This is a genomic window from uncultured Cloacibacillus sp., assembly GCF_963926575.1.
Taxonomy (GTDB): Bacteria; Synergistota; Synergistia; order Synergistales; family Synergistaceae; genus Caccocola; species Caccocola faecigallinarum.
In genome coordinates, this window is record NZ_CAWUXW010000003.1 from 53,520 (window position 1) to 76,578 (window position 23,059).

Below are 23,059 nucleotides of genomic sequence, written 5' to 3' on the forward strand. Positions count from 1 at the left end.
GAAAAGGCGAGAGGGACGTAACTTCGCGAGCCAGATACTCCGATACGTCCCTCTGTTAAGCCTGTTGCTGAAGGTGCTCGAATTCGCCCTCAAGCACCTAAGGTAGCGGATTAACCGCTCCGAGAGTATTGTAGCACGCCGCGCCCTCTACCGTCAAAAGAGAGCGCGGTTCTTATCTGTTAAATGTAGCGTGCCGCCGCGTCATTCGGCCTTCAGGCCCCTCCATAGACAGCCGCAGATGCTCGCTGATGAGCTCCGCGCACTTTTCTTCGTCGTGTGCTTTGAGCGCTTCGAGTATCGTGATGTGCTCTTCGAGGCTCGGGTTCGTGTCGAAGTCGAAGAATGACTCGAAGAAAATCATCTGGACGAATGTGCGCGAGAGGATGTTGCGCACATAGCCCGCGAGCGTGCTGTTGCCGGAGGACTCGGCTATGATTATATGGAAGTCGTCGTTGACCTTGAGGTAGGACTCAAGGTCTTTTTTTATGAAAATCTCGCGCTCGGCGTTTATCTGCTCCTGGAGCATGCATATCTGCAGCGGCGTGATGCGGCGCGCGGCCTTGCGTATCGCCATTATTTCGAGAGTTTCGCGCACCTCGTAGGTGTCTATAATTTCCTGCTTCGTCGGAGAGGCGAGGCACGCGCCCCAGCCCGGCACAATCTGCACGAGCCCCTCGCTTTCAAGGCGGCGCAGAGCCTCGCGCACCGGAGTGCGGCTCACGTTCATCTCTTTCGCAATCGCGACCTCCGGCAGACGCTGTCCGCTTGTCAGCGATTTTTCAAAAATTTTCCTTCTAAGCTGTTCGTAGACGAATTCCGAGGCCGTGTGGCCAGCTCCAGCAGGCTTTGACATGTCTATCACTCCCGTAAATCTCACTTTTTATATTACAACAAACAAATGGCGACGAAAAGTACGTCATTCTTGTGGTTTTGTATTTCTTATCTCGTATATGGTGAGTTTTATTTTATGGCGATTTGTCTGGTGTAATAAAAAAAGTAACACAAGGCGCGCTGTTTTCTGCAAATTTTATGCGTGTGCTGCGGTTTTATAGACTTTCGCTCGGTTTGGGGCTTTGGGCTTATGTTCTGTGTGCCATTAAGCTATTGACTAACTGTCGCCTTTGTTATATAAAATATTCATAATATATCGTGTATACAATGAATACGTAAACAAATCTTAATAGCTTGGGAGAGATTTAAATGCTGGACCTAAACAAACTCTGCGGCATGAACGGAAAGACGGCTATCGTAACCGGCGCGGCTTCGGGGATCGGCGCGGGCATCGCGCGCTTTTTCGCTGACGCGGGCGTCTCTGTTGTCATCGCGGACATCAACGAAGAGCTGGCGCGCAAGGTTGAGAAGGAGATCAACGACGCGGGCGGACATGCCGAGTTCATGCGCTGCGACGTTACGAAGGAGGCCGACTGCAAGGCCGTCGCCGACGCGGTCGCGGCGAAGTATCCGCGGATAGACATCCTCGTGAACTGCGCGGGCGTCGCACGCCGCCGCACCGTCGAGACGCTCGAGGAGAAGGATTGGGATCTCGCGCTCAACGTGACGCTCAAGAGCGTCTTCCTCATGAGCAAGCACGTCGTCCCGTATATGAAGAAGGCAGCCGGCGGAAAGATAGTCAACATCGGCTCTGGCTGGGCGCTCAAGGGCGGAGACCACGCCGTCTCGTACTGCGCGGCGAAGGGCGGCGTCTGGAACATGACGCGCGCGATGGCTATCGACCACGGCCCGGACAATATCAACGTGAACTGCGTCTGCCCAGGCGACATCGACACTCCGATGCTTAAGAGCGAGTGCGAGCAGCTGGGCGGCGTCTACAACGATAAATATAAGGAAGAATGCGCGCAGCGTCCGATGGCGCGTCTCGGCACGCCGCAGGACGTGGCGATGTGCGTCTTCTTCCTCTGCAGCGGAATGGCCCCGTGGGTCACAGGTTCGTCGCTCGTCGTCGACGGCGGCGGAATTGCGTAAGGAGGCGCGATTATGTCAAAGAAGATGTTCCCCTATATCCCGAACTCCGAGGAGAAGGTCCAGCAGGAGATGCTGGATTATATCGGAGTTAAGTCAATCGAGGATTTGATTTCCGACATTCCCGAAGATATGCGCATGAAGCACAAGATGGAGCTTCCCGAGCCTTTCTGCGACGAAGCGGGGCTCGCGCGCCACGTCAACGGAATCCTCGGCAAGAACAGGACCGCGAAGGAGCTTATCTGCTTCCTCGGCGCGGGCTGCTACAACCGCTACGTCCCGGCGCTCGTCGACGAGGTCGTGAACCGCTCTGAGTTCCTCACGGCCTACGCGGGCGAGCCGTATGAGGACCACGGGCGCTTCCACGCGATGTTCGAGTATCAGTCGATGATGGCGGAGCTGCTCGACATGGACGTCTGCAACGTCCCGAACTACGACGGAAGCCAGGCTGTCGGCACGGCGCTGCGCATGGCCTGCCGCATAACTCACCGCGACGAGGTCGTCATCCCCGGCAACATCAACCCGGACACGCTGCGCGCCGTCAAGACCTACCTCCAGCCAGACGTTAAAATCACCTTCACCGACTACAATCCGAAGACGGGCCGCATATGCCTCGACTGCCTCAAGAAGAATCTGACCGATAAGGCCGCGGCGGTGCTCGTGATGAATCCGAACTTCTTCGGAATAATCGAAGAGCGCGCGCAGGATATAGCGGACATGGCGCACGAGAAGGGCGCGCTGCTCGTCGCCTATGTCGAGCCCTCGACGCTCGGCGTGCTGACGCCTCCGTCGCAGTACGGCGCGGATATCGCCTGCGGCGACATCCAGGCGCTCGGCCTTCACATGAACTACGGAGGCGGCGTCGCGGGCTTCATCGCGACGAAGGACGAGCCGAAGTTCGTCGACGAATATCCGTCGCGTCTCTTCGGCATCGCGCCGACCGACGAAAAGGAATGGGGCTTCGGCGACGTCCTCTGGGAGCGCACCTCGTTCGCAAACCGCGACCACGCGAAGGAATTCGTCGGCACGCACGCGGCGCTCTGGGGCATCGCGGCGGGCGTCTACCTCGCTTCTATGGGGCCGCAGGGCATGAAGGAGCTCGGCGAGGCGGTGCTTCAGCGCCAGGTCTGCCTGCGCAAGAACCTCGCTGGTGTCAAAGGCGTATCGCTCGACAGGTTCTCCGGCACGCCGTTCCAGGAGTTCGTCGTAGATTTCTCGGCGAGCGGAAAATCCGTGAAGGAAATCAACAAGGCGCTGCTCGAGCGCGGAATCCTCGGCGGCTACGACCTCGGCGCGGCATTCCCCGAGCTTGAGGGATGCGCGCTGCTCGCGGTGACGGAGCAGACTTCCGCGGACGACATAAAGGCCCTCGCCGCCGCCCTCGGCGAAATTCTGGCGTAAAGGAGGCCCACTGATGAACAATCTTGAAAGAATGAAGAAATTCCATCAGGCTAAGTGGAACGAACCGATAATATACGAACTCAGCGAGCCAGGCGAACGCGCGGTGCTCGTCCCCGGCCCGTGCTGCGGCTGCGTGAGCACCGACGAGGCGCTCGCGACGCTGCCCGCGGGCATGGTGCGCAAAGAACGCGCCAACCTTCCAGAAATAGCGCAGCTCCAGCTTGTGCGCCACTACAACCACCTCTCGCAGGAAAACATAGGCGTAGACGGAAACATAGACATCGGGCAGGGAACCTGCACGATGAAGTACAACCCGAAAATCAACGACCGCCTCGCGGGACAGCCGAAGGTCGCCGACATGCACCCGCTGCAGCCCGACGAGACGGCGCAGGGCATCCTCGAGGTCTTCTACAAGACCGGCGAACTCTTCAAGGAAATCTCCGGCCTCGACGTATTCTCGATGCAGCCCGGCGGCGGCTCGCACGGCGTCCTCGCGCTCGCCTCGATAGTCCGCGCCTACTGGCGCGACAAGGGCGAGGAGGAGAAGCGCGACGAGATAATCACGACGCTCTTCTCGCACCCCGCGGACTGCGCCGTTCCCATCGTCAAGGGCTACAAGGTTACGATAATCCAGCCCGACGAAGAGGGCTATCCGGATCTCGAAGCCTTCAAGGCGGCCCTCTCCGACCGCACAGCGGCGATATTCTTCACGAACCCCGAGGACACGGGCATCTTCAACGTCCGCATCAAAGAGTTCACGCGCCTCGCGCATGAAAAAGGCGTCCTCTGCTGCTACGACCAGGCCAACGCCAACGGCCTGCTCGGCATCACGCGCACGGCCGAGGCGAACTTCGACATGTCCTTCTTCAACCTGCATAAGACCTTCGGCGCTCCGCACGGCTGCGGCGGCCCCGCGACGGGAATGGTCGCGGCGCGCAAGGAGCTGCGCCCCTACATGCCCGTGCCGCTCGTCGAGTACTCGCCCGAGAAGGGCTACTACCTCGACTTCGACCTTCCGAAGTCCTGCGGAAAGATAAAATCCTTCTGGGGCGTCGCGCCCGTCGTCGTCAAAGCCTACTCGTGGATAATGACGCTCGGCGCGGACGGCCTGCGCGAGGTATCCCGCGTTGCGATACTCAACAACAACTACTGCATGAAGAAAATACTCGCGATACGCGGCGCGTCGATAAGCTTCCCGCACCACCCGTCGCGCATCGAACAGGCGCGCTACAGCTGGCAGAAGCTCAAGGAAGAGACCGGCTTCGGCACCGCCGACGTGCAGCGCTGCTGCGCCGACTTCGGCACGCACTACTGGTCGAGCCACGAGCCGTTCGTAATCCCCGAGCCCTTCACGATAGAGCCCTCGGAGTCCTACTCGAAGCAGGACATCGACGACTACACGGCGGTGCTCGCGGAAATCTCGCGCATGTGCTACGAGGAGCCGGAGGCCGTGAAAGCCGCGCCGGTCAACAGCACGGTACACCACATCGACCACGACTACTTCGACGACCCGGCGAAGTACGCGATCACGTGGCGCGCCTACAACAAGAAATACACGGGCTACTTTGAGCCTAAAAAGGACTAGGTAAATGAAGGCCGGCTTCATCGTCAACCCCGTCGCGGGAATGGGAGGGGCGGTCGCGCTCAAGGGTACGGACGGCGAGGAAACTCTGCGCCGCGCCGTAGAGCTGGGCGCGAAGCCTCGCGCCGCCGGACGCGCCGAAACCGCGCTGCGCGAGTTCGCGGACGCCGCGCGCGGAACGCTCTTCCTCGCGCCGTCGGGCGAGATGGGGGCCGGCCTTTTAACAAAATACGGAATCGAGTGCGAAACGCTCTTCGAGACGGGAGCGCGCACCACGGCCGCGGATACGCGCAGCGCAGCGCAGATGATGCTCGAGCTGGGCGCGGAGCTGATAATCTTCGCCGGAGGCGACGGCACGGCGCGCGACGTATGCGCCGCCGTCGGGGACAAAATCCCGGTCGTCGGCATCCCCGCAGGAGTCAAGATACACTCAGCGGTCTACGCCAAGCGCCCGCAGGAGGCCGGCAAACTCGTAAAAAACTTCCTCGAAGGACGAGTCAAGCGCTTCACCGAAGCCGAGGTCATGGACATTGACGAAGAGGCCTTCCGCGAAGGGCGCGTCAGCGCGCGGCTCTACGGCTACATGCGCGTGCCCGACGACGCGGAATTCATGCAGGAGCGCAAATCGGGCGGCGGCGCCGGAAGCGCGGAGGAGTCGGCGAACCTCGCGGCCTTCCTCGCAAACTCAATGAAGCCCGGCACGCTATATCTGATCGGCTCCGGCTCGACGACGATGCGGCTGAAAGAGCGCCTCGGCATAAACGGCACGCTGCTCGGCGTGGACGCGGTAAAAGACGGCGCGCAGCTGGGCAAAGACTTAACATCGGAGCAGATAAAAAATCTGCTCTCCGCGGAATCGCCGGAAAACCGCGCGCTCATAATCACGGTCATCGGCGGCCAGGGACACATCTTCGGCCGCGGCAACCAGCAGCTCAGCCCTGAAGTTATAAAAATGCTCCCGCGCGAAAACATCACAGTAGCCGCAACGCCGGCAAAAATGGCCGGCCTCTTCGGCAAAAGCCTGATCGCCGACACCGGCGACGCCGCGCTTGACGAAGAGCTCAAAGGCTACGTCCCCGTAGTAACGGGCCACTCGCGGCGCATGATGGCGAAGATAGGATAAATGGTAGTTTATAACAAAAAACTATCCATATTAAATCAATAAAGGAGATGATGTATGTGGCGCGTTATGAAGAGCTGAAAGGCAAAAGAGTTCTTATAACCGGTGCCGCAAGCGGCATAGGACTTGCTACGGCGCAGGTTTTCGCTAATCATGGCTCAAAGGTATTTGTCGTCGACTATAACAAAGACGCGGTCGAGAAGGTAATGGCAGAGAATCCGGACTTTGCTGGGTACAGCCTCTGTGACGTGAGCAAAGAGGGGGACGTGGAGGCGGCGTTCGCGAAGATGGACGCCAAGCTCGGCGGCATAGACGTTCTTATATCGAACGCCGGCATCAGCATCCGCTCCGACTTCACGGACATTACTTACGAGCAGTGGCAGAAGGTCATCGACATCAACCTCAACGGCATGTTCCTCTGCGCTAAAGAGGCAGCGAAGCGTATGCTTGAGCAGAAAAGCGGCGTCATCCTCATGACTGCGTCGACGAACGGCACGGAAGGCCATCGCTGGTACACCGACTACAACGCATCAAAGGCCGGTGTCATCCTCCTCACGAAGAGCATGGCTCTCGAACTCGCGCCAGTTGTCCGCGTCAACTGTGTCTGCCCGGGCTATGTGCTCACGCCTATGCAGCGTGCGGAGTACACGGACGAGATGTTGGCGAAGGTAAACGAAGGAATTCCGATGAAGCGTCATGCCGAGCCGGAAGAGATCGGAAAGCTTTACGCGTTTCTTGCCTCCGACGACGCCGCGTATATAACCGGAGCTGATATAAGGATTGACGGCGGAGAAACAGCTGGGCTTTATTGATCTTTTTCTGTTGTTATTAATAGCATTATCATTAGACTTATAAAGGAGTTTTTGTAATTATGAAAGCTAATCCAAAGTACGTATCTTTCTATTATCAGGGAATTGATGAACTGCCGGAGATTAAGATTGTCCCAGAGAAAACGGCTTTGCTGATTGTCGACATGCAAAAACATTTTCTGGCCAAAGATGGTTATGACGCTGAACTTTTTAGACAAATGGGGGAATGGGATCGTTGGAAACATTATTTCGATTATATTGAAAATGTTACGATCCCTAATAATAAAAGATTGATAGAGTGCTGCCGTAAACATGGCATAGAAGTAACTTACGGCAGAATTGCGTCATTGAAAGAGAACGGTGCTGACAGAGCGCGTGTACAGAGTACGGTTGGATGGAATAATATTTTAGTCCCAATTCACTCTGATGGCGCTGCAATGATGGATGAGATAGCGCCGGAAAAAGACGATATCGTCGTTAACAAGACTACAGACAGCGTAAGCCTCGGGACAAATTATTCTGAGCTTATGAGGAATATGGGAATAGATACGATTATAGTTACCGGAGTAGTCACAGACCAGTGTGTTGCCGGTACGGTCAGAGTTCTTGCCGATCATAACTTTAAAGTAATTTGTGTTGAAGATTGCTGTGCGGCTCCTGACATGGAACTTCATCATATGGAGCTGAAAATTATGAACATAATATACTGCAATGTATTATCCACAGATGAAACAATAGCTCTTATTGAAGGGCGCGCCGAATAGTAAAAATTTAATTTTAATTTCTCTTGAGGGGGTATGGCTCTATGTCAAATGCTCTAAAAAAAGAGTTAACGCTTTCGCAGATTATTGCTATGGCAGCCGGCGGAATGATTGCGGCTTGGATGGTTGAAATACGCTACTGGTTTGAACTCACTGGACCCGGATCTCTGATTTGTCTGCTCGCCTGCGGTGTGATTCTACTGCCTCTGTGTCTGATATATACAGAGATGACGGCCATGCTCCCTTATGCAGGCGGTGAAAATATATGGACAAGTAACGCCTTTAATTGGGATTTTGGTTGGCTTGTTGGCTGGTGTATGTTTTTGCTGTATCTTTCAGCGATGCCAAACGTCACAATCGGCATATCGACGATGGTGTCGTACCTATCTATATCCGTTGGATTTTATGGGATTAAAAATCCTTGCATGCATAATATTATGTATATGGTTTGTAATGGTTAATTTGGAAATCAAACACCTTGCAAAATTACAGGATATTATGTTTTGGGGCACTCTTGTCATTTCTATAATAACATCAATGATTTTTATCTTTAGCGATGAATGGAGATGGTCCAATATATCTCCATGGTTCCCTAAAGGCGCTGCGGGGTTCTCTGCAGGACTTGGGCTTTTGATGTTCAAGTTTATAGGTTTTGACTTGATTGCAGTGCTGGTAGAGGAATCGAACTTCTCGAAGAAAAAAATAATAATAGGTTTTATAGGCAGTATCCTATGTACGTTCCTTGTTTATGGACTTGCAATACTTGGAATAGCAGGCATTGTATCTCAAGAATGGATTGCCCAAGCAGACATCGTTGACCCGCGTGTTGCTGATATCTTAGGAATGCATTGGCTTGCTTTGGTCATAGTTATCATGGGTGCCATTACTTGTATCACGACGCTTTCTGGTTTCTGGCTTGCAGCTTCCAGGACGATGTTCGGAGCTGCTGTGCAGCGTCAGGTTCCTCAGAAGCTTGCGTTGATTAACAGGTATGGACAGCCGTGGGTTGCGAACACGTTGGTGTTTATATGCTCGTTGTATTTTTGCATTATGGCGCCGGAGGCATGGATTAACTATATATTCACGATTACTGTCGGTGCCGCAGGAATAATATATCTATCAGTAGCGCTGTCATTCCTTAAACTTCGCAAAACACATCCCGAGTGGCCTCGTCCATACAGTTGCCCGTGGGGAACATTTATGGGTATTGAGTCAATCCTGTTTTGTGTTTTTTGCTTGTACCAGTGTGTTAAAGCGATGGACGCAGCTACATGGGGTGCGTTGGGTATATATTTTGCCATAGGCGCTCTTTTGTATGTGTATGCTAAGTATAAGCAGAAAACGGATCCTGCTGAATGGCGCCCGTTTATACCATCGCCTGATAATTCTCAGACGGAATAATTAAATCAAAAAGTAATTGGTATTTGTATTATCATCCACGCGGCGCGGAAAATCCGCGCCGTTTTTTGTGCGTTTGGGCGGCGGAACGCGCGGCGCGGCGTGCGTTACAAAGTTTCAGGAAACGCGGGGATTTCGCGGAAAATATATTTTTGCAATCGCTTGCACAAAACGAGAGAATGGGCTATACTTCATGCAGTCGGAGTAAAAGGAGGGGCGCGCGGTATGTTTCGACGGATTTCCGGTTTTTCGCATGTTTTCGGAGCGTGGGCCGCGTCGCCGTCTCTTCGTTCGTTTGTCGCGTAAGGCTGTCCGTTCGGGCGGTCTTATTTTTTTGCCGGAATTTTTCAAGGAGGGGTTTTAATGGCGGAACTCAGAGAAAAAGCGCAGCTTATGGATTCGCAGGATTTGAACCGCGTCGTTCGCCGTATCGCCCACGAGATGGTGGAGCATAACAAGGGCACCGAGAACATGGTGCTCGTCGGCATCCACCGCCGCGGCGTCTACATCGCGCGCAGGCTCCAGAAGCTTATCGAAGAGGCCGAGGGGCAGAAGGTCCCGTGCGGCGAGCTCGACATCACGCTCTACCGCGACGACCTTACGGCGCTCGCGGAGCAGCCGATAATCCACAGCACGAGGATGCCGGTCGACATAGCGGGGAAGCACGTCTTCCTCGTCGACGACGTGCTCTTCACGGGGCGCACGGTGCGCGCGGCTCTCGAGGCGCTCGTCGACCTCGGACGCCCGCAGATCGTGCAGCTCGCGGTCATCGTCGACCGCGGCCACAGGGAGCTGCCGATTCACGCCGACATCTGCGGAAGGAACGTACCGACCTCGAAGAACGAGGTTATAGAAGTTAGAGTTGCCGAACTTGACGGAAAGGACGAGGTGGTAATCTGTGAGCGCGACGCTTAACGAAATCGGACAGATGACATGGCGCCATCGGAGCGTCATAGACCTTGACAACTGGACGCGCGAGGAGTTCCTTTTCTTCCTCGATCAGTCGCGTCATATGGAGAACGTTATGGACAGGCCGGTGAAGAAGGTCCCGGCTCTTCGCGGCAAGATGTGCGTGAACCTCTTCTTTGAGAACTCGACGCGCACGCGCGTTTCGTTCGAGCTCGCGGAGAAGATGCTCTCGGCCGACGTCGTCAACTGGTCGGTCTCCGGCTCTTCAACGGCGAAGGGCGAGACGATGCGCGACACGGCGTGGACGCTCGAATCTATGGGCGCTGACATCGTCGTCATGCGTCACGGCGCTGTCGGCGCGGCGCAGTACCTCGCCTCGAAGCTGAAGCACGGCATCGTCCTCAACGCGGGCGACGGCACTCACGCGCACCCGACGCAGGCCCTTCTCGACGTCTACACCGCGTGGAAGCACTTCGGCGACCTCGAGGGCCGCAAGATTGCGCTCGTCGGCGACGTCCTGCACAGCCGCGTCGCGCGCAGCGACGTCATAGCCTTCAAGACGATGGGCTGCGAAGTAGTCCTCTCCGGACCGCCGACGCTGATGCCGCGCGAGGTCGAGTGCCTCGGCGTCACCTACGAGCGCGACGCGCGCAAGGCCGTCGAGGGCGCGGACATGGTCTACCTGCTCCGCATCCAGCGCGAGCGCCAGCAGGACGGCCTCTTCCCGTCGGTCGACGAGTACCACCGCTGGTGGGGCGCTGACGAGGAGCTCATGAAGCTCGCGAAGCCCGGCGCTCTCGCGATGCACCCGGGCCCGATCAACCGCGGCGTCGAAATCGCCTCTGAGGTTGCGGACGGACATCAGAGCGTGATACTGGAGCAGGTGCGTTCGGGCGTCGCCACGAGGATGGCGCTTCTCTATCTCTGCGGCGGAGGTGCGAGATAATGGAAAAGTTTCTCTTCAAAGGCTTTAAGATATTCAACGGCAAGGAATTCATAAAAGACGACTGCCTCCTCGTCGAGGACGGCAAAATCGCGAAAATCGGCACGGGCCTTGAGTGCGCGGACGCCGAGGTGGTCGAGGGCAACGGACGGCTGCTGACGCCGGGCTTCATCGACCTGCACGCGCACTTCCGCGACCCGGGGCTCGAGTGGAACGAGGACCTCAAGAGCGGCGCTATGGCCGGAGCCGCGGGCGGCTTCACGACGCTCGTCGCGATGCCGAACACGAAGCCCGCAGTCTCCGAGCCCGCGCTCGTCGAGTACGTGCTGAGCCACGGCGCGGCGGCGAAGGCCGCGCGCATACTGCCCGCGGGCTGCGTCAGCAAGAAGCGCGAAGGCAAGGAAATCTGCGAGATGGAAAAGATGGCGGAAGCCGGAGCGGTATTCTTCACCGACGACGGTTCGCCCGTCGCGACGAGCCACCTTCTTCGCCTCGCTCTGCTCTACACCGGCAAGCGTCTGCCGCGCGTCATGGAGCACCCGGAGGAGATAAGCCTCTTCCAGGGCGGACAGGTCCACGAGGGCCGCGTCAGCGCCATGTCGGGGCTTAAGGGCATCCCCGGAGCCTCCGAGGAAATCGACGTCGCGCGCGGCATCGCGCTCGTCCGCGACACAGGCTCGCGCATCCACTTCACGCACATCTCGTGCGCCGGCGCGGTCGAGCTCATCCGCAACGCGAAGCGCGCGGGGCTCGACGTCACCTGCGACACGACCTTCCATCACCTCACGCTCAACGAGAACGCCGTCATCGGCAGCGGCTACAATTCGCGCTTCAAGGTCAACCCGCCGCTCCGCTCGGTCGAGGACCAGCGCGCGCTCTGGGAGGGCCTCGTAGACGGCACGATCGACGCGATAGTCACCGACCACGCGCCGTGGCACATGGACGAGAAGGACGAGCCGTTCCAGGAAGCTCCGTTCGGCATCGCCTCGCTTGAGTGCGCCGCCGCGGTGCTGCTCGACTACCGCGCGAAGAACCACCCCGAGGTTCCGCTCGAGCTCATCTTCACGAAGATGACGAGCGCGCCCGCCGCGCTGCTTCCCGAGAAGTGGCAGGGGCTCGGCGTGATAGCCGAGGGCGCCTCCGCCGACCTCACCGTCGTCGACGAGGAGCGCACGCGCATAGTCGACTGCCAGACGTGGAAGAGCAAGGCGCGCTGCTGCCCGTGGGAGGGCATGGCCTTCACCGGCTGGCCCGTCATGACCTTCGTCGAAGGCCGCAAAATCTGGCAGGACGACGAAGAGCTCTAGGAGACCGCAAATTTTTCCGCGCCGCCAAAATCGCGCGCGCGGCGGTTATAATATAGGAAGAACGGATAGCACAACCTCGCGTTGTGCTATCTCATTACGGGGGTATTGATTATGGAAGAAAAACAGTGCGGCCTCATCCTCGCGCTCGACGTGGCGACGCCGGACGCGGCGCGCGAGTTCCTCGACAGGCTGGACAAGGCGACGCCTTACGTGAAGATCGGGCCGCGTCTCTACGCGATGGGCGGCCTTCCGTTCGTTAAAGAAATCATCGCCCGCGGATACAACGTGTTCCTCGACCTCAAGCTTCACGACATTCCGAACACCGTTGCCTCGGCGGTCGAGCCTCTCTCCGAGGCGGGGCTCTGGGCGCTGACGATACACACCTCGGGCGGCTATGAAATGATGGCGCGCAGCGTTGCGATGCGCGACAAGACCGGAAGCGCGATGAAGCTCTTCGGCATCACGGTGCTGACGAGCCTCGGAGGCGAGCTCTGGAGCGACGTGCATCCTGCCTGCGACATGAACGCGGCGCTCGTCGGACGCGCCGAGACCGCGGAGCGCGCCGGGCTCGACGGCATAGTCTGCTCGCCGCTCGACCTCGAGCTTCTGCAGGGGCGCGCGAAGAAGCTGCTGCGCATCGTCCCCGGCATACGCACGAAGAAGGTCAGCACGGAGGACCAGACGCGCGTCGCCACGGCGGCGGACGCCGCGAAGGCGGGAGCGTCCTACATCGTCGTCGGACGCCCGATACTCGAGGCCGCGGACCCGATCGCCGCGGCAAAGGATATATTAAAGACATTAGAGGAGGCTTCACGCTGATGGCCTGCAGCTGCGCAAACGAAGAAGTTTCAAAGAAAATACTCGAAATGATGAAGGAAAGCGGAGCCCATCTCCAGGGACATTTCAAGCTCACCTCGGGGCTCCACAGCGACAACTACATGCAGTGCGCGCTGATGCTGCGCTTCCCGCAGTTCGCCGCATACGCTGGCGCTGAGCTCGCGAAGCTGCTCGCGCCCTATAAGCCGGAGTTCATACTTTCGCCGGCGCTCGGCGGCCTCATCATCGGCCACGAGGTCGCGCGCTCTCTCGGCGTGCCCTTCCTCTTCACAGAGCGCGTAGACGGCGACATGCGCCTCAAGCGCTTCCCGCACCCCGGCGCGAGACGCTTCGCGCTCGTCGAGGACGTATGCACGACCGGAAAGTCGTCGCGCGAATCGGCGCAGATGCTCGTGGACGGCGGCGCTGAATGGGTAGGCTCCGGCTGCATCGTAGACCGCCGCGCGCCCGAGTGCCTGCCCGACTGGGATCTGAAGTCGCTCGTGAAGGTCTGCTTCGCGACCTACAAGCCAGAGGAATGCCCGCTCTGCGCTGAGGGGCTTCCGCTTGTGAAGCCCGGCAGCCGTCCGGACGGAAAATAAAAAATGACCGAGGCGGCGCGCGTTTTCGCGGCGCGCTTCCTGCTCGCCCTCGTTGCGCTGCTTGCGCTGCTTCCCGCCCTCGGAGCGGAAAGCGCGTGGGCGGCGCAGCGGCGCGTTAAAATAGCCGTGACCTCGCAGTGGCTGCGCGAGGTCGCTTCTTTCATATGCGGCGACCAGGCCACAGTACGCTCGCTCTCCGTCATGGACGAGGCGGGGCGCGAGCGGCTCGTCGCGCGTCCCGCGCGCGGCGAGATAATCATAGCCTTCGACGCCGCCGACGCCGCGCGCCACAGAATCAGCGAAAAGAACAAAAACCTCCGCCTGCTCTTCGACAAGGTGCAGGTGACGGAGGACGAGCTGCGCGGTGCGTTCTTCGACCCCGCGATGCTGCCCTTCGTCGCGCAGGAGATAATGAAGGCCGTCTCGAAAATTGACCCCGAAAGCTACGCATATTACCAGCGGCGGCTCGCGGAGTTCCAGTCGCGCATCGACAGCGCGATAGGCGTAGGCCGCCACATGCTCGCGGGCAGCGGCGCGAAGCTGCTCGACCTCACGGGAGCCGAGGGCGTCTGGATACGCTCGTCGATACCGGGCGTCGTGCGCCCGCCCGACGAAGTCTGGAACGGCTGGCTCGCGGGCGACGAAACGGCGATGCGCGCCGCGCTCGACGAAGCGTCGCGGCGCGGCTGGCTGCTGCTGCTCGACCCGTGGACGCCGGAGGCGATACGCGCCGCCGCCGTCGCATACCCGAACAGGCTCACGCTCGCCGCGCCCTCCGGCGACGGCGACATCTTCGTATTCTTCCACGACATGTTGACGATGATAGCCGCACGCCTCGGCGAGAATCAGCCGGACAAAAAATAAAAAATGTATAATTCATAAAAATAAGGTAGAATATAGAGCGCGGCGCGCACACGCCGTGCAGTTATTTTTATGGAAAAAAGAGGTCTCCGATGAAGATAAAGAAAATTTTCGCCGCACTCTGCATAGTATCAGCGCTCTGCTCGCTCGAGGCCGCCGCTCTCGCCGCGCCCGCGCAGCAGAAGCCCGCGACAAAGAAGGTCGCGACCACCCTTTCCGCAAACGACATCAAGTACAACGTCAACACCGGCGACGCGCGCGCGACAGGCAACGTCGTCATCAAGCGCGAGGGCTCGACGCTATGGGGCGACGAGGCCGAGGGCAACACGAACGACGAGATGATGACGCTTCGCGGCAACGTCCGCGGCGAATTCCCCGCGCAGGACGCGACGCTGAAATCCGAGAGCGCGACGTGGACCGGCGACAAGAGCAAGCGCACCGACGGCCTTGTAGAAGCCTTCGGCAGCGTGCGGCTGACGCGCGGCGCGGAGGACTACCTCAACGCCGACTACGTGCGCTGGGAGCCGGGCACGGAGAACTACTCCGCGCGCGGCAGCGTCGACGGCCTGATGGAGAAGAAGATACTCAAGGCCGACGAGGCGCGCCGCAGCGGAAATAAATTCTGGGCCACCGGCGTGCGCCGCTACGAAGATTTGGTGGAGAAGTTCGCCATCTCTGCGCGTACAGTCGAAGGAACCCTTGCCAAAGACCCGCAGACCGGGCAGGATGCGCTGAGCGACATGATAGCCGACCGCAACGTCGTCCTCGACTACGTGGACCGCGAAGGGCTCAAGACGCGCGTGACGGGCGATAAGGCTGTGTATTCCAAGGCGCGCGGCACGATAGTCGTCTCCGGCAACACGAAGGCGGTCCGCAGCGACGGCAAGACCGTCACGGCCGACACGATGGTCGTCCATGAGGACACGCGCGTAATTGAGGCCAAGGGCAACTCGCAGATAATCTTCGTCGTCGAGGAAGAGGAGCAGCCCGCGGAGGAAAAATCCGACAACAAGCAGAAAAACGCGACAAAGAACGACGCCAAGGCCGAGGCCGCAAAGGACGAACCGGCGCGCGCCTCAGGCTCCGAGACTACGCTCAGCGACGAAGAGCTGCGCTGGGTGGAGGGCAGATAGATGGCGCTCGAAGCCGCAGCCAACACCCTGCGCGCCGAGAAGCTCGTCAAGAGCTTCAGCGGACGGCGCGTCGTCAACGAAGTCAGCGTCAAGATAGAGAAGGGCGAGATAATAGGGCTGCTCGGGCCGAACGGAGCGGGCAAGAGCACGACCTTCTACATGATAGTCGGGCGCATCATCCCCGACTCCGGCAACGTATGGCTCGGCGGCCAGGAGCTCTCCGCTCTGCCGATGTACCAGCGCGCGCGCGCCGGAATAGGCTATCTGCCACAGGAGGCCTCCGTCTTCCGCAGCCTCACGGTGCGCCAGAATCTCGACCTCGTGCTTGAAGAGTCCGGCGTCCCCGCGGACGTGCGCGGCGACAAAATTTCCTCGCTGCTCGACGACTACGGCCTCAAGCACCTTCAGGACACGAAGGGCGTCTCTCTCTCGGGCGGCGAGCGCCGCCGCGTCGAGATAGCGCGCTGCCTCGCGCTCGAGCCGCATTTCATACTGCTCGACGAGCCGTTCAGCGGCATCGACCCGATAGCCGTCGCGGACCTACAGTCGATAATCCGCGACCTCAAGGAACGCGGCTACGGCATCCTGCTCACCGACCACAACGTGCGCGAGACGCTCTCGATAACGGACCGCGCGTATCTCATATACGAGGGCAAGGTCTTCCTCGAGGGCGAGCCGGAGGAGATAGCCGACAACGTCAAGGCGAGGGAGCTCTACCTCGGGAAAGATTTCAGCTGGTAACCGCCGCGCGGAGATACGCGCTTCCGTCAGGCGGGAAACATCGGCTAAACGGCGGCTCGTCCTGAGCCGTTTTTATTTTTATAGTAACTGAACTTGACAAGCAAAACGGCATTCTCGTCAGCGGAGTGACGATTACGGGACGTTTTTCTTAAATAGTTGAACGAGTATATATGTTACGGTGTGATTTGATACTATGCGCGACGATTCCATAAAAAACAATAAATCCGGCGAGAAGCCGAAAAACTACGCGCCGCCCCAAAGCGCGGAAGAAGCTAAGAACCGCGCGGAAAAGGCGAAGCGCCCCGACGCGCTCTCCGGCATGGTATTCCACGCTATGCGCATGATGGCGGGGACGCTCGTCAGCCGCGTCCTCGGCCTTGTGCGCGAAATGCTGACGGCGGCGCTCTTCGGCGCGACGCGCCAGCTCGACGCATTCTTCGTCGCCTACACGCTCGCGAACCTCTCGCGCCAGCTTCTCGCCGAGGGCGCGCTTTCGGCCTCCTTCGTCCCCGTATTCTCGCGCACGCTCGCATCCGACGGGCGTGACAGCGCGAAGCGGCTCGCCGACGAAGCGCTGACGATACTGATTTTCGGATGCAGCGCAGTCGTCGCGGCGGGGATTATACTTTCGCCCTTCCTCGTCAACATCATGGCCCCCGGCTTCGCGCCCGAGGAACGCGCCGTCGCCGTGACGCTGACGCGCATGATGTTCCCCTTCCTGATGCTCGTCTCCGTCGGCGCGCTCGCTATGGGCGTGCTGAACAGCCTCGGCAGCTTCTTCATTCCGGCGATAGCGCCGGCGCTCAGCAACCTCGCCTATATCATCTTCCTGCTCGCGACGAAGAGCCATCTGTCGGTGTGGAACCTCGCCTTTGCGGTGCTGACGGGCGGGGCCTTCCACATGCTGCTCCAGGTCTATTGGTGCTCGCGTCTGAAATTCACGCTGCGCCCGCGCAGGCCGAGCCTCGGCGACCCGCAGCTTCGCAGCATGATGGCGCTCTTCCTGCCCTACGCGGCGGGGCTTTCTCTGAACCAGCTCAACCCCGTCATAAGCCGTATGCTCGGCTCATTCCTCGACGGCGGCTCCATATCGGTGCTCACCTACGCCGACCGCGTGCTCCAGCTGCCGCTCGGCCTCTTCGTTATAGCTATTTCGCAGGCCGTCCTGCCCGTCCTTTCGCGGCAGGACCCGAACGACACGGCCTCCTTCTGCGACTTCGTGCGCGGCGCGATGCGCTTCAACCTCTTCGTAGTCCTTCCCGTCGCGGCGGGGCTCTGCATAGTGTCGCACGAGGTCGTCCACCTGCTCTTCTTCCGCGGCGCCTTCTCGGAATGGGCGTGGCACGCGACCGGCACGGCGCTATCGCTCTACGCGCTCGGCCTTCCGGGCATGGCGAGCAGCACCGTCATAATGCGCGCGATATACGCGCGCCGCATGCCGCGCACGGCCGTGCTCGTGACCGGCGTGACCGTCGCCGTGAACCTCGCCGCGAGCGTCGCGCTGATGCGCCATTTCGCATACGCTGGCCTCGCCGCGGCTTCGGCGACGGCTTTCACGACGGCGAGCCTCTTCGCCGCCTATAAGCTCTCGCGCAACATCGGCGAACGGCTGAAAATTTTCGAGCTTTCGTGGCTCTGGCGCGTCCTCCTGCCTCTCGCCGCGATGTCCGCGGCTCTGCTCGCCTTCAAACGCTTCGCGCCCTATCCCGACACGGGCGGCCTCGGCCTGAGGATTGTGTGGCTCTTCGCCGCGACGGCGGGCGGCGGCGCGATATACGCGGCCTCCACGCTCGCGCTGCGCTGCCCCGAATGGCAGTGGATCCGCGGCGCGTTCAAAAAGCGGGGCTGACGGCCTCTTTCTGGTGTAAAATATCCTTGCGCGGCCTTTTTGCCGAAGGCCGCGAAATTTGTAATTGGGGGAGACGGCTGTGAAAAATAAAAAATTCCTCTTCGCCGCCTTTGCGGCGCTCTGCGTGCTCTTCGCCTCCGCCGCCTTCGCGCGCGAGCGCGAGCCGGGCGACGTGAAAGCCTCCGAGCTGCTCGACACGCGCCAGACGAGCGTCTGGGTCGAGGGCGAAAGGCTCGGCGATATGGTGATAGGCGCGCGCGGCGCGCTCCAGATAATCTACGTCGACAAGAAGCTCGCGAACGCGCTGACGCTTGACTTCTCGATAAGCGACTGGGCGAAGCAGATGGCGCAGTACTACGGAAGCGACGGCACGCGCGGCAAGGCGCTCTTCATCGCGCACGTCGAGACCTACAAGCCGTGGACGTTCGACCCCGCGCAGCTCTTCGTCGGCGGATACCATGTGACGGAGGACGACGTGCTCTCGCCGAGCATGACGAACCCCTTCGGCGAGCTCGGCTCGGACCAGACGGGATATTTCGCCTTCGTCGTGCCCGCCAAGGAGCTCAAGAAGGGCAAGGAAATACCGATAGGATACGGAGATGACTCTGCGTTATGGACAGTACCGAAATAAAAGAACCGGAACACACATATAGATGCGTCGAGTGCGGCCTCGTCTTCGACAGCGAGACGTACGCCGAGAAATGCCCGCGCTGCCGCTGCCGCGTGCTGATACACGTCAAGGGCGAAAAGCGCGGCGCCGCCTGCGCTTCGTGCTCGGGCGGAAACTGCTCCTGCTGCGGAGGCTGCTCGCACTGATGGGCGCAAAGCACGGAGGTTTTGTAACATTAGGCATAGAATCGAGCTGTGACGACACGGCGCTCGCCGTCACGGTTGACGGAGGGCGCATAGTCGCGGACGCGATTTCCAGCCAGATAGACTCGCACAGCGTCTACGGCGGCGTCGTGCCGGAGCTCGCCTCGCGCATGCACCAGGAGGCGATACTGCCGCTCCTCGCCAAGGTTCTCGACGAAGCGGGGATTTCATCGCCGCGCGATGAAATAGACCTCATCGCCGTAACGGCCGGGCCGGGGCTCATGGGCTCGCTGCTCGTCGGCGTCATGACCGCGAAGGCGCTCGCGCAGGGCTGGGGCCTGCCGCTCATCGGCGTCAACCACCTCGAGGGCCACATCTTCGCGAACGTCGCGCGCAAAGAGGGCGACGAACGCCCCGTGCCCGAGCCGCCCTTCATCTCGATGATAGTCTCGGGCGGACACACTGAGGTCGTCCTCGTGCGCAGCTTCGGCGACTACGAGCTGCTCGGCTCGACGCGCGACGACGCCGCGGGCGAGGCATACGACAAGGTCTCGAAGGTCCTCGGCCTCGGCTACCCGGGCGGCCCCGTCGTAGACCGCCTCGCCGCGGAGGGAAATCCGCAGGCCTTCACGCTCCCGATACCGCTCGCGGGCAGCAAGGAGATCGAATTCAGCTTCAGCGGCCTCAAAACAGCCGCGATAACGCTTATAGAAAAGGAAAAGGCCGAGGGCTGCGAATTTCCGCTCGCCGACGTCTGCGCATCCTTCCAGCGCGCCGTCGTCGAAAGTCTGCTCTCGAAGCTCAAGCTCGCGATAAAGAACACCGGCGTGCGCCGCGTCACGCTCTCGGGCGGCGTCGCCGCAAACTCCGCGCTGCGCGCCGCGCTCACGGACTATTCGCAGAAGCGCGGCGTGGAGCTCTTCCTTCCGCCGCGCGCGATGTGTACCGACAACGCCGCGATGATAGCCGCAGCCGGGTACGCCTCCTACATGCGCGGAAACCGCTCGACGCTCGCACTCTCGCCGAACCCGTCGTGGAGCGTCTGGTAAATAAAGGAAAGGACGGATAAAGATGCCCTCCAAAGAATGGCTCGAAAAATACGAAGCCGTGAAAGAAAAGCTTCGCTGCAAGAAAGATTTGGACGCCTACTTCACCGAGAAGGAAATCGGCGGAACGCCGGTCGACACGCTTGAAATAGGCTCCGTCAGCTTCCCGAGCGGGGAGGTCATAGCCTGCGACCCGCTGGTGGACCTCGACGGCGCGCGCCCATACATTCAGACGATTCCGTCGGGGAGATACCCAGTTACGATATGCGTCGTGCCGAGCGAAAAATACGGCGACCGCTACGCCTGCGTCAAGGTCGCGGTAAGCGATGCAAAGCCCGTGCGTTACGAGCTAGGCCTATGCGGCGACGAAGAGCTTGACGAAATTGAAGAGGATGAATTCTTCGGCTTCTGCGTCGATGCTGGAATGGGCTGCGTCGCGGACGTGCAGACTCGCGACGTGTTCTTTGAATATTGGAAAAAGCGCGAAGCGGAAGAAGAGGACATAGATTACTACAACGACCTCTTCTGTGACCTTCTTGAAGAAAACGCCAAAACGAACCCGAAATACCAGAGCAAGTACGGCGACTGGCTCAACTGGACCGTCCCCGGAACTGATCTCAATTTCCCAATCTTCCAATCAGGCTGGGGCGACGGCGTCTATCCCGTCTACTTCGGATACGACGCGGACGGAAAAGTCTGCGGTGTCTACATCCACTTCATCGACGTGGAAGAGGAATACAAAGACGACGGCGGGGAAGATGAAGCTGAAGAATAGCCCCGCCCGTCATTCATACGGAAGCGCATAAAAACAGCCCGAAGCCGAAATCCGGCCTCGGGCGTATTTTTTACGGCTTGTCGGTAAATCTTACTTGCTCAGCCCTTCGACGAACTCCTTCATGCGCTTCATGCCTTCCTTGATGTTCTCCATCGAGCAGGCGTAGGAGAGGCGGATGTAGCCGGGCGCGAAGAAGGCCGTGCCGGGGACTGCGGCGACGTATTTTTCGTTCAGCAGCATCTCGCAGAACTTCATGTCGTCGGGCACGGGGCAGCCGGTGACGTCGGCGAAGACGTAGAAAGCTCCCTCGGGCTCGCGGACCTTGAGGCCCGGGATGTCGTTTATCATATCGACGATGACGCGGCGGCGCTTCTCAAACTCGGCGCGCATCTTCTCGACGTCCTCCTCCGCGCCCGTGATTGCGCCGTAAGCGCCCCACTGCGCGATAGAGCTGGCGTTCGAGGTCAGGTGCGTCTGAAGCGTCGCCATCTTCGCGATTATCTCCTTCGGCCCGAGCGCGTAGCCGATGCGCCAGCCGGTCATAGCGTAGGTCTTGCTGACGCCGTTGACGATTATCACGCGGTCCTTCGCCTCGGGGCAGGCGTTGAGTATGTTGACGTGCTTCGCGGGCGCGTAGGCGAAGCGCTCGTACATCTCGTCGAAGATTATCCAGAGGTCTTTTTCAATCGCGACCTCGGCGATCATGCGGAGCGTCTCCTCGGGGTAAATGGCGCCGGTCGGGTTCGACGGCGAGTTGACGACTATGCCGACCGTCTTCGGCCCTATCGCTTCGAGCAGCTTCTCCTTCGTCGGGATGAGCCCCGTCGACATCGTGTCGACGACCTTCTCGACGCCGCCCGCCATGTGCAGCTGCTCGACGTAGCTGACCCACGCCGGCGCGAAGAGCACGACCTCGTCGCCCTCGTCGACGAGCGCCTCCATAGCCTCGTAGAGCAGAGGCTTCGCGCCCGCGGCGACGATTACCTCGGCGGGCGTGTACTCGAGGCCGAAGCGGTTTTTGTAATAGTCGCAGACGGCTTTACGCAGCTCGATGATGCCGGTGTTCAGCGTGTAGTGCGACTCGCCGCGCTTGATGGCGTCGATCGCCGCGTCGTTCGCGGCCTTCGGCGAGCCGAAGTCCGGCTCTCCCATGCTGAACGAAAGGACGGGCTTGCCCTCGGCTTTCATATTTTTAGCCGCGGCTGAAATGCTGACGGTGGCGGACGGGGCCACGTTTAAGATTCTCTTTGAAAACTTCACTTTTATATCCTCCTTATCTTAAATGACAAGTTTATTGTGATTCGCGGCAAAACGCGTAAATACTGCTATTATAATAGCACACGCCTCTTTTTGCCACAATGCTTCGGTCTGTATTACTTTTGAATGAATCATAAATATCAGCTTTGCCGCGCGAATTTGTGAAAGATGTTTACATAATTTCCTCATTTGTGCAGATTTGAATATCATGATAAAATATAGTCAGTTACCAGAAACACAAGCAACATAACGAATGGAGGAGTTGCTATGGAAGTACGTTTCTTTACACGCAATGTCGAACTCCCCGGAGATATTAAGGACTACATGGAGAAGAAGCTCGTCAAGATTGAGAAATTCTTCGACCGTATCCTTGACACTCAGGTCGTGCTCAACTATAAGCGGGGCATGAACGTGGTAGAAATAACCGCAAACGTAAACGGCGTCATCATGCGAGGCGAGGACTACGCGCCGGATCTGCGCAAAGCCTTCGACAAGGCGCTGAAAAATATAGAACGCCAGGTGAAGAAGCACAAGAGCTACCTCACCGACAGGGCGCGCATGAAAGTTCAGGACGTCTCCTTCGACATAGACCCCGAGATAATAGCCGCCTCCGCGCCTGAAAAGGAAGAGCCGCACGAGATCGTCAAGAGAAAGAAATTCTCCGTCGACGTCATGACGCCGCTCGAGGCGACGATGCAGATGGATCTCCTCGGACACTCCTTCTTCATCTTCAAGAACGACGAAACGGGCGAGATAAACGTAGTCTACCGCCGCGAAGAAGGCGGCTACGGCCTCCTCGAACCGAAATAAACATAAACGGCCTCCGCGCCGCACAATTACAGCTGAAACGAAAGCCCCTCCGCAAGGAGGGGCTTTTTCTGCTGCGTGTGGCATGCCTCTTAAAAATCCCCCGTCCGGCGCTTATGTATCGGGCGGTTTGGATTTATAATAGGGAG

General features: G+C 59.1%; 22 protein-coding genes and 1 pseudogene. 21 read left to right on the forward strand and 2 right to left on the reverse strand.

Features of this window, described 5'->3' with window-relative positions; all coding sequences use genetic code 11:
* Window positions 1-172: 172 nt before the first annotated feature.
* Complete coding sequence (locus tag ABGT66_RS05285; protein ID WP_346689324.1) at window positions 173-853, reverse strand: GntR family transcriptional regulator; 681 nt, start codon at window positions 851-853, stop codon at window positions 173-175.
* A gap of 347 nt (window positions 854-1,200) precedes the next feature.
* Here ABGT66_RS05285 and ABGT66_RS05290 point away from each other — a divergent pair, with 347 nt between their 5' ends.
* The 20 genes and pseudogenes from ABGT66_RS05290 (at window position 1,201) to ABGT66_RS05385 (ending at window position 20,846) form a co-directional block, all read left to right on the forward strand.
* Window positions 1,201-1,983, forward strand: coding sequence for an SDR family NAD(P)-dependent oxidoreductase (locus ABGT66_RS05290; protein ID WP_346689326.1), 783 nt, complete (start codon window positions 1,201-1,203; stop codon window positions 1,981-1,983).
* Between the two features lie 12 nt (window positions 1,984-1,995).
* Window positions 1,996-3,381, forward strand: coding sequence for an aminomethyl-transferring glycine dehydrogenase subunit GcvPA (gene gcvPA / locus ABGT66_RS05295; protein WP_294193916.1), 1,386 nt, complete (start codon window positions 1,996-1,998; stop codon window positions 3,379-3,381).
* A 13-nt stretch (window positions 3,382-3,394) separates the two neighbouring features.
* Window positions 3,395-4,966 (forward strand): aminomethyl-transferring glycine dehydrogenase subunit GcvPB, encoded by a 1,572-nt coding sequence (gene gcvPB / locus ABGT66_RS05300; protein ID WP_346689328.1) that lies wholly within the window; start codon window positions 3,395-3,397, stop codon window positions 4,964-4,966.
* A gap of 4 nt (window positions 4,967-4,970) precedes the next feature.
* Window positions 4,971-6,086, forward strand: coding sequence for an ATP-NAD kinase family protein (locus tag ABGT66_RS05305; protein ID WP_346689330.1), 1,116 nt, complete (start codon window positions 4,971-4,973; stop codon window positions 6,084-6,086).
* Window positions 6,087-6,136: 50 nt separating this feature from the next.
* The gene (locus tag ABGT66_RS05310; protein ID WP_346690445.1) at window positions 6,137-6,895 is read left to right on the forward strand and encodes an SDR family oxidoreductase; all 759 of its coding nucleotides are present in this window, start codon (window positions 6,137-6,139) and stop codon (window positions 6,893-6,895) included.
* A gap of 59 nt (window positions 6,896-6,954) precedes the next feature.
* The gene (locus tag ABGT66_RS05315) at window positions 6,955-7,656 is read left to right on the forward strand and encodes an isochorismatase family cysteine hydrolase (protein WP_346689332.1); all 702 of its coding nucleotides are present in this window, start codon (window positions 6,955-6,957) and stop codon (window positions 7,654-7,656) included.
* A gap of 119 nt (window positions 7,657-7,775) precedes the next feature.
* Window positions 7,776-9,054: pseudogene (locus ABGT66_RS05320) on the forward strand (APC family permease).
* A gap of 360 nt (window positions 9,055-9,414) precedes the next feature.
* The gene (pyrR, locus tag ABGT66_RS05325) at window positions 9,415-9,966 is read left to right on the forward strand and encodes a bifunctional pyr operon transcriptional regulator/uracil phosphoribosyltransferase PyrR (RefSeq protein WP_294193919.1); all 552 of its coding nucleotides are present in this window, start codon (window positions 9,415-9,417) and stop codon (window positions 9,964-9,966) included.
* A 13-nt stretch (window positions 9,967-9,979) separates the two neighbouring features.
* A complete protein-coding gene (locus tag ABGT66_RS05330; protein WP_294193939.1) occupies window positions 9,980-10,906 on the forward strand; it encodes an aspartate carbamoyltransferase catalytic subunit in 927 nt (308 codons plus the stop codon).
* The gene (locus ABGT66_RS05335) at window positions 10,906-12,210 is read left to right on the forward strand and encodes a dihydroorotase (RefSeq protein ID WP_300263934.1); all 1,305 of its coding nucleotides are present in this window, start codon (window positions 10,906-10,908) and stop codon (window positions 12,208-12,210) included. The genes ABGT66_RS05330 and ABGT66_RS05335 overlap by 1 nt, the downstream gene beginning before the upstream one ends.
* A 111-nt stretch (window positions 12,211-12,321) precedes the next feature.
* Complete coding sequence (pyrF, locus tag ABGT66_RS05340; protein ID WP_303147550.1) at window positions 12,322-13,029, forward strand: orotidine-5'-phosphate decarboxylase; 708 nt, start codon at window positions 12,322-12,324, stop codon at window positions 13,027-13,029.
* Complete coding sequence (gene pyrE, locus ABGT66_RS05345; RefSeq protein ID WP_346689335.1) at window positions 13,029-13,628, forward strand: orotate phosphoribosyltransferase; 600 nt, start codon at window positions 13,029-13,031, stop codon at window positions 13,626-13,628. The genes pyrF and pyrE overlap by 1 nt, the downstream gene beginning before the upstream one ends.
* A 3-nt stretch (window positions 13,629-13,631) precedes the next feature.
* The gene (locus ABGT66_RS05350; RefSeq protein ID WP_346689336.1) at window positions 13,632-14,492 is read left to right on the forward strand and encodes a hypothetical protein; all 861 of its coding nucleotides are present in this window, start codon (window positions 13,632-13,634) and stop codon (window positions 14,490-14,492) included.
* A gap of 89 nt (window positions 14,493-14,581) precedes the next feature.
* Window positions 14,582-15,622 (forward strand): LPS export ABC transporter periplasmic protein LptC, encoded by a 1,041-nt coding sequence (gene lptC / locus ABGT66_RS05355; protein ID WP_346689338.1) that lies wholly within the window; start codon window positions 14,582-14,584, stop codon window positions 15,620-15,622.
* Window positions 15,623-16,363 carry an LPS export ABC transporter ATP-binding protein gene (gene lptB, locus ABGT66_RS05360; protein ID WP_294193925.1) on the forward strand — a complete coding sequence of 247 codons (741 nt, stop codon included), beginning with the start codon at window positions 15,623-15,625 and terminating at the stop codon, window positions 16,361-16,363.
* A gap of 193 nt (window positions 16,364-16,556) precedes the next feature.
* Window positions 16,557-18,212: a murein biosynthesis integral membrane protein MurJ gene (murJ, locus tag ABGT66_RS05365; RefSeq protein WP_346689340.1), complete on the forward strand. Its 1,656-nt coding sequence runs from the start codon at window positions 16,557-16,559 to the stop codon at window positions 18,210-18,212.
* Window positions 18,213-18,291: 79 nt separating this feature from the next.
* A complete protein-coding gene (locus ABGT66_RS05370) occupies window positions 18,292-18,843 on the forward strand; it encodes a hypothetical protein (RefSeq protein ID WP_294193926.1) in 552 nt (183 codons plus the stop codon).
* The gene (locus ABGT66_RS05375; RefSeq protein ID WP_346689342.1) at window positions 18,825-19,028 is read left to right on the forward strand and encodes a hypothetical protein; all 204 of its coding nucleotides are present in this window, start codon (window positions 18,825-18,827) and stop codon (window positions 19,026-19,028) included. Before ABGT66_RS05370 ends, ABGT66_RS05375 begins: the two co-directional genes overlap by 19 nt.
* Window positions 19,028-20,074, forward strand: coding sequence for a tRNA (adenosine(37)-N6)-threonylcarbamoyltransferase complex transferase subunit TsaD (gene tsaD / locus ABGT66_RS05380; protein WP_346689344.1), 1,047 nt, complete (start codon window positions 19,028-19,030; stop codon window positions 20,072-20,074). The genes ABGT66_RS05375 and tsaD overlap by 1 nt, the downstream gene beginning before the upstream one ends.
* Window positions 20,075-20,096: 22 nt before the next feature.
* Window positions 20,097-20,846: a DUF4241 domain-containing protein gene (locus tag ABGT66_RS05385; protein WP_346689345.1), complete on the forward strand. Its 750-nt coding sequence runs from the start codon at window positions 20,097-20,099 to the stop codon at window positions 20,844-20,846.
* 90 nt (window positions 20,847-20,936) lie between these two features.
* On the opposite strand, the gene ABGT66_RS05390 is transcribed toward ABGT66_RS05385, so the two are convergent.
* The gene (locus ABGT66_RS05390; protein WP_346689347.1) at window positions 20,937-22,106 is read right to left on the reverse strand and encodes a pyridoxal phosphate-dependent aminotransferase; all 1,170 of its coding nucleotides are present in this window, start codon (window positions 22,104-22,106) and stop codon (window positions 20,937-20,939) included.
* 264 nt (window positions 22,107-22,370) lie between these two features.
* Between ABGT66_RS05390 and raiA the strand changes: the two genes are divergently transcribed.
* Entirely contained in the window at window positions 22,371-22,913 is a 543-nt protein-coding gene (gene raiA / locus ABGT66_RS05395) for a ribosome-associated translation inhibitor RaiA (protein ID WP_294193934.1), read from the forward strand.
* The last annotated feature ends 146 nt before the right edge of the window (window positions 22,914-23,059 follow it).